The 12,080-nt window shown below is 65.5% G+C and carries 9 protein-coding genes; all 9 read left to right on the top strand.

Annotation, left to right across the window (positions count from 1 at the left end; genetic code table 11):
- The first annotated feature begins 70 nt into the window (after positions 1-70).
- The 9 genes from algK to ACIPG5_RS13510 all read left to right on the top strand — a co-directional run bounded on the left by algK (position 71) and on the right by ACIPG5_RS13510 (position 12,045).
- The gene (algK, locus tag ACIPG5_RS13470) at positions 71-1,444 is read left to right on the top strand and encodes an alginate biosynthesis TPR repeat lipoprotein AlgK (protein WP_401375576.1); all 1,374 of its coding nucleotides are present in this window, start codon (positions 71-73) and stop codon (positions 1,442-1,444) included.
- Positions 1,441-2,919: an alginate export family protein gene (locus ACIPG5_RS13475; RefSeq protein ID WP_176512301.1), complete on the top strand. Its 1,479-nt coding sequence runs from the start codon at positions 1,441-1,443 to the stop codon at positions 2,917-2,919. Before algK ends, ACIPG5_RS13475 begins: the two co-directional genes overlap by 4 nt.
- A 19-nt stretch (positions 2,920-2,938) precedes the next feature.
- Positions 2,939-4,498: a mannuronan 5-epimerase AlgG gene (algG, locus tag ACIPG5_RS13480; RefSeq protein WP_176512300.1), complete on the top strand. Its 1,560-nt coding sequence runs from the start codon at positions 2,939-2,941 to the stop codon at positions 4,496-4,498.
- Positions 4,499-4,511: 13 nt separating this feature from the next.
- Positions 4,512-5,954 (top strand): alginate O-acetyltransferase, encoded by a 1,443-nt coding sequence (locus tag ACIPG5_RS13485; RefSeq protein WP_176512299.1) that lies wholly within the window; start codon positions 4,512-4,514, stop codon positions 5,952-5,954.
- Positions 5,955-5,961: 7 nt separating this feature from the next.
- On the top strand, positions 5,962-7,065 hold the full coding sequence (locus ACIPG5_RS13490; protein ID WP_176512298.1) for a mannuronate-specific alginate lyase: 1,104 nt from the start codon (positions 5,962-5,964) through the stop codon (positions 7,063-7,065).
- Between the two features lie 192 nt (positions 7,066-7,257).
- Complete coding sequence (locus tag ACIPG5_RS13495; RefSeq protein WP_401375525.1) at positions 7,258-8,715, top strand: MBOAT family O-acyltransferase; 1,458 nt, start codon at positions 7,258-7,260, stop codon at positions 8,713-8,715.
- Between the two features lie 11 nt (positions 8,716-8,726).
- Positions 8,727-9,884, top strand: a complete 1,158-nt coding sequence (locus ACIPG5_RS13500; RefSeq protein ID WP_176512296.1) for an alginate O-acetyltransferase — start codon at positions 8,727-8,729, stop codon at positions 9,882-9,884.
- A 21-nt stretch (positions 9,885-9,905) separates the two neighbouring features.
- A complete protein-coding gene (locus ACIPG5_RS13505) occupies positions 9,906-10,553 on the top strand; it encodes an alginate O-acetyltransferase AlgF (protein ID WP_176512295.1) in 648 nt (215 codons plus the stop codon).
- A gap of 37 nt (positions 10,554-10,590) precedes the next feature.
- Positions 10,591-12,045 carry a mannose-1-phosphate guanylyltransferase/mannose-6-phosphate isomerase gene (locus ACIPG5_RS13510; protein ID WP_314618693.1) on the top strand — a complete coding sequence of 485 codons (1,455 nt, stop codon included), beginning with the start codon at positions 10,591-10,593 and terminating at the stop codon, positions 12,043-12,045.
- Positions 12,046-12,080: the final 35 nt, after the last annotated feature.

The raw sequence follows: 12,080 nt of genomic DNA on the forward strand, positions 1-12,080 counted from the left end.
GGCCATTCGCCGGCAAGCCGGCTCCCACAAAGTGCGCGTGAACCTTGGCTTGTGCGCCCTGACTGCCGCCATGGTGCTGGCCGGCTGTGCCGGCCTGCCCGATCAGCGCCTGGCCAACGAAGCCCTCAAGCGCGGCGACACCGCGCTGGCCGAGCGCAACTACAAGGCCCTGGCCGATTTGGGCTACAGCGACGCGCAAGTGGGCCTGGCCGATATCAAGGTGTCCAGCGGCGACCCGGCGCAGTTCAAGCAAGCCGAGGCGACCTACCGCGCCGCCGCCGCCACCTCGCCGCGTGCCCAGGTGCGCCTGGGCCGCCTGCTGGTGGCCAAGCCCGACAGCACCCAGGCCAAACGCGAAGAAGCGGAAAAACTGCTCAAGTCCGCCGCCGCCCAGGGCGAGAACAAGACCCTGATCCCGCTGGCGATGCTCTACCTGCTGTACCCGCAGAGCTTCCCCAACGTCAATGCCCAGCAGCAGATCGACCAATGGCGCGCCGCCGGCTACCCGGAAGCGGGCCTGGCGCAGATCCTGCTGTACCGCACCCAGGGCACCTACGACCAGAACCTCGACAAGGTCGAGACGCTCTGCAAACAGGCCCTGGCGACCATGGACGTGTGCTATGCCGAACTCGCCACCGTGTACCAGAAGCGTGGCCAAACCGACCAGCAAGCCGCCCTGCTCGAACAGCTCAAGGCCGGCTATGCCCGCGGCACCGTGCCGGCCACCCGGGTCGACAACGTCGCCCGTGTGCTGGCCGACCGCAGCCTTGGCCAGACCGACGAGAAAACCGCCAAGGACCTGCTCGAACACATCGCCCCGGCCAACCCAGCCTCCTGGGTCAGCCTGGCGCAGCTGCTCTACGACTTCCCCGAGCTGGGCGACACCGACCAGCTGATGGCCTACATCGACAAGGGCCGCGCAGCCGAACAACCGCGCGCCGAGCTGCTGCTCGGCCGCCTGTACTACGAAGGCAAGGCCATCCCCGCCGATGCCGAAAAGGCCGAGCAGCACCTGCAGGCCGCCGCCGACGCTGGCGAAATCAGCGCCGACTACTACCTCGGCCAGCTGTACCGCCGTGGCTACCTGGGCGACGTCGAGCCGCAGAAGGCCGTCGACCACTTGCTCAGCGCCGCCCGTGGCGGCCAGAACAGCGCCGACTACGCCCTCGCCCAGCTGTTCAGCGAAGGCCACGGCATCCGCCCCGAGCCGACCAACGCCTGGGTGTTCGCCCAGCTGTCGCAGGCCAACCCGACGCCGCAATCGGCCGAGCTGCTGCAGCAACTCGACCAGCAACTCACGCCCCAACAGCGCAGCCAGGCGCAGAACCTGCTGGCCCAGGAAAAGCAGGCCCGCGGCAGCATGGCCCAAGGTGGCCGCACCACCTTCGCCCTTGATGCCCTGCAAGACCAAGACCCCGAAGTAGACGGCGAGGACATGCTATGACGCTCAATCCCTTGGTGAAAGCCGGCATCGGCCTGAGCTTCGCATTGCTGTGGTCCTGCCCGACCCTGGCCGACATCACCCTGCAGAAAAACTTCGGCCTGGACGTGAAAATCACCGGCCAATCCGAAGACGACCGCGACCTGGGCACCCGCTCCGGCGGCGACGTCAACGGCCTGGGCCTGGACCTGCGCCCGTGGGTCTACGGTGAACGCGGCAACTGGAGCGCCTATGCCATGGGCCAGGCCGTCGCCGCCACCGACACCATCGAAACCGACACCCTGCGCCAGAACGACGACGGCACCACCACCGACACCGGCGACGACAGCCGCAAGCCCGACAAAAGCTACCTGGCCATGCGCGAATTCTGGGTCGGCTACAGCGGCCTCACCGCCTACCCCGGCGAGCAACTGCGCCTGGGCCGCCAACGCCTGCGCAGCGACGATGGCATGTGGCGCGACACCAACATCGAAGCCCTGAACTGGACCTTCGACACCACCCTGCTCAAGGCCGACCTGGGCGTGGCCCAGCGCTTTAGCGAATACCGCACCGACCTCACCGAGCTGGCCCCGGAAGACAAGGACCGCACGCATCTCTACGGCAACGTCGCCACGCAGTGGACACCCGGCCACTGGGTCGGCGTGCGCGCCCACCACACCCATGACAGCGGCAGCCTGAAAAACCCCGGCGAGACCATCGACGCGCTGGACAAGACCCGCACCGGCGACCTCACCTGGCTGGGCCTGGAAGCCAACAGCGACGCCTACAACTGGCGCAACGACCACACCGTCAACTACTGGGGCAGCGTCACCTGGCTGACTGGCGACCGCGACACCCTCAGCAGCCAGCTGGTCAACGGCGAGCAAGTGGCCACCGGCAAGCAGAGCGGCGACGTCAACGCCTGGGCCACCGACCTGGGCATCCGCCTGCGCCTGGACCCGCAATGGCAGGTCGGTGCGGCCTACGCCCGTGGCAGCGGCGGCGGTGGCGACGACGGCTCGAGCAACTTCGAGCAGACCGGCCTTGAGAGCAACCGCTCCAACTTCACCGGCACCCGCTCGCGCGTGCACCGCTTCGGCGAAGCCTTCCGTGGCGAGCTGGGCAACCTGCAGGCGGCCACCCTGTTCGCCTCCTGGCAGCTGCGCGACGACTACGACGCCAGCTTCATCTACCACAAGTTCTGGCGTGTCGATGGCTCGCAGAACATCGGCTCCAGCGGCATCAACGCGGTGGTCAACGACAACGGCATCAGCCGCCCGCTGGTCGATGGCGAAAAAGACCTCGGCCAGGAAATGGACGTGGTCGTCACCAAGTACTTCAAGCAAGGCCTGCTGCCGGCCTCGATGAGCCAGGCGATCGACGAGCCGTCCGCACTGGTGCGCCTGCGCGCCGGTGTGTTCAAGCCAGGCGATGCCTATGGCAAGGAAGCGGACTCGTACATGCACCGCGCCTTCGTCGACGTGATCTGGCGCTTCTGAGGCCGGGAGAGGACCTGCAATGAACCTTCACCCGCACTTACGTCACAGCCTCCTGGCCAGCGCCCTGCTGCTGGCCAGCCAGTTGGCCTTCGCCGCAGAACCCGCGGCCGTCGCCAAGGGGCTGCAGCAGGCCAAGACCTACACCGTGTCCGCCGCGCCCACCGAGCCGCTGCACATGGACCCGCCCAAGCTGCCTGACCTGAGCGGCTACACCGCCGCCGCCGTGCAGCAAAAGATCGACCGCCGCCACAAGGGCAAGGTCAGCGTGCGGCGCATGCTGCAGGAAGAGTCGCTCAAGGAATTCATCGGCGGCGACAACAAGGCGGCCGAGTGGGTGCAGCGCCAGCACGGCATCCCCCAGGCGATCTTCGTCGATGACGGCCATGTCGACCTGGTGCAGCTGAGCAAGCAGGTGCCCAAGCAGTACCTCAGCGAAGTCGAGCCGGGCGTGTACCTGGCGCGCCTGCCGATCGTGGTCGGGCGCAACGGCATCCTGGAAATCGACGGCAAGGTCAAGCAGCTGCGCCTGTCCCAGGAAGGCGGCTCGTTCCTGGTCAACGACGGCAAGCTGTTCATCAGCGACACCCAGGTGAGCGGCTGGCGCGAGAAGGACAACGGCCCTGCCACCTTCCGCTCGCCCAAGGAATTCCGCCCGTTCCTGCTGTCGTGGGGCGGCACCGAGACCTACATCGTCAATACCAGGATGGAAAGCTTCGGCTACGCCAAGTCCAAGTCGTATGGCGTGAGCATCTCGCAGTACACGCCGAACATGGCCAAGCGCATGGGCCGCCCGGAACCCACCGGCTGGATCATCGGCTCGCAGTTCAGCGACATGTGGTACGGCTTCTACTGCTACGAGACGCAGGACTTCGTGGTCAAGGACAACACCTACCGCGACAACATCGTCTACGGCATCGACCCGCACGACCGCTCGCACCGCCTGATCATCGCCGGCAACACGGTGTACGGCACCAAGAAGAAGCACGGCATCATCGTCTCGCGCGAGGTCAACGACAGCTGGATCATCAACAACAAGAGCTATGACAACAAGCTCTCCGGGGTGGTGATCGACCGCAACAGCGTCAACAACCTGATCGCCTACAACGAGATCTACCGCAACCACACCGACGGCATCACCCTGTACGAAAGCGGCGACAACCTGATCTGGGGCAACAAGCTGATCAACAACCGCCGCCACGGCATCCGCGTGCGCAACAGCGTGAACATCCGCCTGTACGAGAACATCGCCATGGCCAACGGCCTGGTCGGCGTGTACGGGCACATCAAGGACCTGTCCGACACCGACCGCGACATCGAGCTCGACCCGTTCGACACCAAGGTGTCGCTGATCGTGGTCGGCGGCGAACTGGCGGCCAATGGTTCCGGCCCCCTGTCGATCGACTCGCCGCTGTCGGTGGAGTTGTACAAGGTCTCCATGCTCGCCCCGCGCAAGGCCAGCGGCATCAGCCTCAACGGCATCCTCGGCGAGCGCCAGGACGAAATCCTCGACCTGCTGGTGCGCCAGCAGAAGGCCGTGCTGATCGACCCGGTCGAACGCCAGACCGAAATGATCGATTAAGGAAGCCCAGACCATGACTCCACACCTGATGAAACTGCTGGGCCTGTCCGCCGCCCTCCTGGCCATCAGCCAGGGCGTGCGTGCCGACGACGTGCAGGCCCCGGCCTTCACCGCCGAGCCTTGCTGCCAGCTGTGCCCCGAGGCGCATGACGCCAGCCGCTACACCACCCGCTACCAGCAGAACTTCACCACGCTGGTGCAGGCCCAGGGCGACTGGCTGTTCCGTACCCGCGAAGACCTGCGCACCGAGTTCAACACCACCCCGGCCGGCTACAAGCGCCTGCAGCAGGTGCATGACGCGTTCAAGAAACGCGGCGTGGAACTGGTCGTGGTCTACCAGCCGACCCGCGGCCTGGTGAACCGCAACATGCTCAAGCCGGCCGAGAAAGCCGCCTTCGACTACCAGAAGGCCCTGGGCAACTACCAGGCCATGCTCAAGCGCTTTGCCAGCATGGGCTACAACGTGCCCGACCTGTCGCCGCTGACCAACGAGCAACTGGCCGCCGCCGACCAGGGCAAGGACTTCTACTTCCGCGGCGACCAGCACTGGACGCCATACGGCGCCGAGCGCGCGGCCAAGATCGTGGCCGACACCGTGCACCAGATGCCGGCCTTCGAAGGCGTCCCGCGCAAGGAATTCGAAACCCAGAAGTCCGGGCGCATGGGCAAGACCGGCACCCTGCACAACGTCGCCGGCCAGCTCTGCGGCACCAGCTACGCGGTGCAGTACATGGACCAGTTCGCCACCGAACCGAAAGGCTCCAGCGGCGGTGGCGACGACCTCTTCGGTGACAGCGGCAACGCCCAGATCACCCTGGTCGGCACCAGCCACAGCGGCAAGAACTACAACTTCTCGGGCTTCCTCGAGCAGTACATCGGTGCCGACGTGCTCAACGTCGCCTTCCCCGGCGGCGGCCTGGAAGGCTCGATGATCCAGTACCTGGGCAGCGAGGAGTTCCAGAGCCACCCACCGAAGATCCTGATCTGGGAATTCTCGCCGCTGTATCGCCTGGACCAGGAAACCATCTGGCGGCAGATCCTCGGCCTGCTCGACGACGGCTGCGATGCGCGCCCGGCGCTGATGAGCGCCAGCACCACGCTCAAGCCCGGCAAGAACGAGCTGATGGTCAACGGCAAGGGCGGCGTGATCAAGGACTTGGTCAACCGCAACCTGCAGATGGACGTGAAGTTCGAGGACCCGTCGGTGAAGGTGCTGCAAGCGACCCTCTGGTACCTCAACGGCCGCCACGAGGACATCAAGCTGGAAAAACCGGAAACCTCCGACACCGACGGGCGCTTCGTCTTCCAGATGCGCGAGGACGAGGACTGGGCCAGCCAGAACCTGCTGGCCTTCGAGGTCCAGGGGCCGGAGAACGGCACCCAGAAGGTCGAGGCCAAACTCTGCAAACGCAACAACTTCGCCGTGCCTGCGCAAACCGCCCAGGCCGGCCAGTGAGGCGACCATGACTGCATTCAAGCGAACCTTCCGCCCTGCCCTGCTTGCCCTGGCGCTGTTCGGTAGCGCCGCGCACGCCGCGCTGGTGCCGCCCCAGGGCTACTACGAGGGCATCGAGAAGCTCAAGACCCGCGACGGCAACTTCCGCTGCGAGGCGGCGCCCAAGCCCTACACCGGCGCGCTGCAGTTTCGCAGCAAGTACGAAGGCTCGGACAAGGCCCGGGCGACCCTGAACGTCGAGTCGGAAGAGGCCTTCCGCGACTCCACCAAAGACATCACCACCCTCGAGCGTGGCGTGGCCAAGATGGTCAACCAGTACATGCGCGACGGCCGCCCGGCGCAGCTCGACTGCACCCTGACCTGGCTGGGTACCTGGGCCCGCGCCGATGCGCTGATGTCGACCAACTACAACCACACCGGCAAGTCCATGCGCAAATGGGCGCTGGGCAGCATGAGCGGTTCGTGGTTGCGCCTGAAGTTCTCCAACTCGCAGCCATTGGCCGCGCACCAGGCTGAGGCCGAGCTGATCGAGAAGTGGTTCGGCCGCCTCGCCGAGCAGACCGTGCGCGACTGGAGCAACCTGCCGCTGGAGAAGATCAACAACCACAGCTACTGGGCGGCGTGGTCGGTGATGGCCACCGCCGTGGCCACCGACCGCCGCGACCTGTTCGACTGGGCAGTGAAGGAATACAAGGTCGGCGCCAACCAGATCGACGACCAGGGCTTCTTGCCCAACGAGGTCAAGCGCAAGCAGCGCGCCCTGGCCTACCACAACTACGCCCTGCCGCCGCTGGCGATGATCGCCAGCTTCGCCAAGGCCAACGGCGTGGACCTGCGCAGCGAAAACAACTTCGCCCTGCAGCGCCTGGGCGAAGGCGTGCTGGCCGGCGCCCGCGACCCGCGCCACTTCGCCGAACGTGCCGGCGAGAAACAGGACATGAAAGACCTCAAGGTCGACAGCAAGTACGCCTGGCTCGAGCCGTGGTGCGCGCTGTACCAGTGCGTCGGCGACACCCTGCAGCGCAAGCACGGCATGCAGCCGTTCGACAGCTTCAGGCTCGGCGGCAACCTGACCCGGGTCTACGACCCGAGCGCGGATTCCAAGAAGTAACGCAAAACCCTGTGGGAGCCGGCTTGCCGGCGATGGGCCGCAAAGCGGCCCCTGAGCACCGCTGGGCAAGGCTGGCGCCTTGCATCGCCGGCAAGCCAGCTCCCACAGGAATCTAGGTAGCCCGCCACGCATGCGTGGGGGGTTTGGGGGGCGCTTTGCCCTGGATGCTGTGAACAACTTAGGAGAACCGGGATGGTCTTCTCGTCCAACGTGTTCCTGTTCCTGTTCTTGCCGATCTTCCTCGGCCTGTACTACCTGAGCGGGCAACGCTATCGCAACCTGCTGCTGCTGGTCGCCAGCTACATCTTCTACGCCTGGTGGCGGGTGGACTTCCTCGCCCTGTTCGCCGGGGTGACCCTGTGGAACTACTGGATCGGCCTGAAAGTCGGCGCCGCCGGCGTGCGCACCAAGCCGGCCCAGCGCTGGCTGCTGCTGGGCGTGGGCGTGGACCTGGCGATCCTCGGCTACTTCAAGTACGCCAACTTCGGCGTCGACAGCCTCAACGCGATCATCACCTCGTTTGGCCTGGAGCCGTTCATCCTCACCCACGTGCTGCTGCCGATCGGCATCTCGTTCTACATCTTCGAGTCGATCAGCTACATCATCGACGTGTACCGCGGCGACACCCCGGCCACCCGCAACCTGATCGACTTCGCCGCGTTCGTGGCGATCTTCCCGCACCTGATCGCCGGCCCCGTGCTGCGCTTCAAGGACCTGGTCGACCAGTTCAACAACCGCACCCACACCCTGGACAAGTTCTCCGAAGGCTGCACCCGCTTCATGCAGGGCTTCATCAAGAAAGTGTTCATCGCCGACACCCTGGCGGTGGTCGCCGACCACTGCTTCGCCCTGCAGAACCCCACCACCGGCGACGCCTGGCTCGGCGCCCTGGCCTACACCGCGCAGCTGTACTTCGACTTCTCCGGCTACAGCGACATGGCCATCGGCCTGGGCCTGATGATGGGCTTTCGCTTCATGGAGAACTTCAAGCAGCCGTACATCAGCCAGTCGATCACCGAGTTCTGGCGCCGCTGGCACATCAGCCTGTCGACCTGGCTGCGCGACTACCTCTACATCACCCTGGGCGGCAACCGCAAAGGCACCTTCAACACCTACCGCAACCTGTTCCTGACCATGCTGCTGGGCGGCCTGTGGCACGGTGCCAACTTCACCTACATCATCTGGGGCGCCTGGCACGGCATGTGGCTGGCGATCGAGCGGGCACTGGGCATCGACACCAACCCGCAGCGCTTCAACCCGATCAAGTGGGCGTTCACCTTCCTGCTGGTGGTGGTCGGCTGGGTGATCTTCCGCGCCGAGAACCTGCACGTGGCCGGGCGCATGTACGGCGCCATGTTCAGCTTCGGTGAATGGCAGCTGTCGGAGCTCAACCGCGCCCAGCTCACCGGGCTGCAGGTGGCGACCCTGGTGATCGCCTACCTGACCCTGGCCTTCTTCGGCCTGCGCGACTTCTACCGCAACGCCAGGCCGACGGCCAAGGCCACCCCGGTGCAGGTCAATGCCGACGGCTCGCTCGGCCTGGACTGGACCCGGGCCATGTCCCGCGCCCTGATCCTGATGCTGTTCGCCGCCTCGATCCTCAAGCTTTCGGCGCAGAGCTACTCGCCGTTCCTCTACTTCCAGTTCTGAGGTTGATGACCATGACCCGGACATTACGCATCACTTACTCCCTGTCGTTCATCGGCCTGCTGGTGGGCATGGGCGTGTGGTCCACCGGTGGCCTGCAAAGCTTCCAGCGCACCGAGCAGATGACCCTGCTCAACGGCAAGCTGGCCAAGGCCGCCGAGACCCACTACGACGACCAGTTCCCGATCAAGCGCCTGGGTACCAACCTCTGGGCCGCGCTGGACTTCAAGCTGTTCAACGAAGGCCGCCCAGGCGTGGTGCTGGGCCGTGACCAGTGGCTGTTCAGCGACGAAGAGTTCAAGCCCACCGCCGGTGCCCAGCAGCTGATGGAGGAAAACCTGGCGCTGATCCGTGGCGTGCGCGACACCCTGCAGCAGCACGGCAGCCAGCTGGTGCTGGCGATCGTGCCGGCCAAGGCGCGCATCTACTCGGAATACGTGGGCAAGGAGCAACCGGCCAGCCTGCACGACGACCTGTACAACCAGTTCCACGCTCAGGTGCGCCAGGCCAACGTGTTCGCCCCGGACCTGCAAGCCGCGATGGAGCAGGCCAAGGGCCGCGGCCAGGTGTTCCTGCGTACCGACACCCACTGGACGCCGATGGGCGCCGAAGTGGCCGCCCAGACCCTGGCCGAGGCGGTCAACCGCCAGAACCTGCTCAACGGCGACCCGCAGGCGTTCATCACCGAAGCCGGCAGCAGCGCGCCGTACAAGGGCGACCTGACCAACTTCCTGCCGCTCGACCCACTGTTCAGCAACCTGCTGCCCAGCCCGGACAACCTGCAGCAACGCACCACCCGCCCGGCCGAGGCGCAAGCCGATGCCGGCGACGCGCTGTTCGCCGACAGCCAGATCCCGGTGGCGCTGGTGGGCACCAGCTACAGCGCCAACCCCCACTGGAACTTCCTCGGCGCGCTGCAGCAGGCCCTGCACAGCGACGTTGCCAACTACGCCGAAGACGGCCACGGCCCGCTGCTGCCGATGCTCAAGTACCTGCAAAGCGATGCCTTCAAGAACGCCGCGCCACAAGTGGTGGTGTGGGAATTCCCCGAACGTTATCTGCCAATGAAGAACGACCTCAGCAGCTTCGACCCGCAGTGGATCGCGCAGCTGAAGAACTCCCGTAAATCCGAAGAAAACCTGGCCCTGTCGTCCACCCGGACGAACCACTGATAGATAGAGAGGAACACGCACATGACTACCAAGACTTCCATTGCCAAAGCCCTCACCCTCGCGGCCGGCCTGTCCCTTGCTTCCCTGCAGGCCTTCGCCGGCGCCGACGCCGCGCTGTACGGCCCGACCGCCCCGAAAGGCTCGACCTTCGTGCGCCTGTACAACGCCGCCAGCGCACCGGCCGCCGCCAGCGTCGGCAACACCCAGATCAAGCAGGTCGGCGCCCAGGCCAGCAGCGACTTCAGCTTCCTGCCAGGCGGTGACTACACCGCCCAAGTTGGCGGCAAGAGCGTCCCGGTCAAGCTGGCCGCCGACAAGTACTACACCCTGGTCAACAACAACGGCGGCAACCCGCAACTGATCGAAGAGCCGCCGTTCAAGAACAAGCAGAAAGCGCTGGTGCGCGTGCAGAACCTCAGCGACCAGGCCCTGACCCTGAAAACCGCCGACGGCAAGACCGACGTGGTGCAGTCGGTGGCCGCCAAGGGCCGTGGCGAGCGCGAGATCAACCCGGTCAAGGTCAACCTGGCCCTGTTCGAAGGCAACAAGAAAGTCAGCGACCTCAAACCGGTCGCCCTGGAGCGCGGCGAAGCCGCCGTGCTGTACGTCACTGGCTCCGGCAGCAACCTGTCGCCGGTCTGGGTCACTCGCCCAGTGTCCACCAACTGATCCCCTGCCTCGTTAACGACCTTATTGGAGAAACATGATGATCCCGGTAATTCTTTCTGGTGGTAGCGGTTCGCGTCTGTGGCCTCTGTCGCGCAAGCAGTTCCCCAAGCAGTTCCTGGCCCTGACCGGTGAGCACACGCTGTTCCAGCAGACCCTCGAGCGCCTGGTGTTCGAAGGCATGGACGCACCGATCGTGGTGTGCAACAAGGACCACAAGTTCATCGTCCAGGAGCAGCTGGCCAGCCTGAGGCTCGAAACCCAGGCCATCCTGATGGAGCCGTTCGGCCGCAACACTGCGCCGGCGGTGGCGATGACCGCGATGAAGCTCGTCAACGAGGGCCGTGACGACCTGATGCTGGTGCTCCCGGCCGACCACGTGATCGATGACCAGAAAGCCCTGCAGCGCGCCCTGGCCCTGGCCACCGTGGCCGCCGAGCGTGGCGAGATGGTGCTGTTCGGCGTGCCGGCGACCAAGCCCGAAACCGGCTACGGCTACATCCGTTCCAGCCAGGACGCCCTGCTGCCAGAGGGCGTGGCCCGCGTTGCGCAGTTCGTCGAGAAGCCCGACGAAAAACGCGCCGCCGAATTCGTCAAGGCCGGTGGCTACTTCTGGAACAGCGGCATGTTCCTGTTCCGCGCCAGCCGCTTCCTCGAAGAGCTGAAAAAGCACGACGCCGACATCTACGACACCTGCGTGCTGGCCCTGGAGCGCAGCGAAGAGGACGGCGATGTGCTGAGCATCGACGAAGCCACCTTCGCCTGCTGCCCGGACAACTCCATCGACTACGCGGTGATGGAAAAGACCCAGCGCGCCTGCGTGGTGCCGATGTCGGCCGGCTGGAGCGACGTGGGCTGCTGGTCGTCGCTGTGGGAAGTGCACGACAAGGACGCCGACGGCAACGTCACCAAGGGCGATGTGGTGGTGCAGGACAGCCGCAACTGCATGATCCACGGCAACGGCAAGCTGGTGTCGGTGATCGGCCTGGAGAACATCGTCGTGGTCGAGACCAAGGACGCGATGATGATTGCCCACAAGGACAAGGTCCAGGGCGTCAAGCAGATGGTCAAGACCCTCGACGAGCAGGGCCGCAGCGAGACCCAGAACCACCTGGAGGTGTACCGCCCGTGGGGCTCTTACGATTCGGTGGACATGGGCGGGCGCTTCCAGGTCAAGCACATCACCGTCAAGCCGGGCGCGAGCCTGTCGCTGCAGATGCACCACCACCGTGCCGAGCACTGGATCGTGGTATCGGGCACCGCCGAGGTCACCTGCGACGAGAACGTGTTCCTGCTCACCGAGAACCAGTCGACCTACATTCCGATTGCCTCGATCCACCGCCTGCGCAACCCGGGCAAGATCCCGCTGGAGATCATCGAAGTGCAGTCGGGCAGCTACCTGGGCGAGGATGACATCGAGCGCTTCGAGGACGTCTACGGGCGCACCTCGACGCCGGTGGAGCGTGGCGTTTCGGTGAAGACCATCGCGCAGTAGGCAACACCCCGGGGCCGCTTTGCGGCCCCTTCTTT

Origin of the sequence: Pseudomonas sp. NPDC087029 (genome assembly GCF_044745345.1) — a bacterium.
Lineage (GTDB): Bacteria > Pseudomonadota > Gammaproteobacteria > Pseudomonadales > Pseudomonadaceae > Aquipseudomonas > Aquipseudomonas faucium.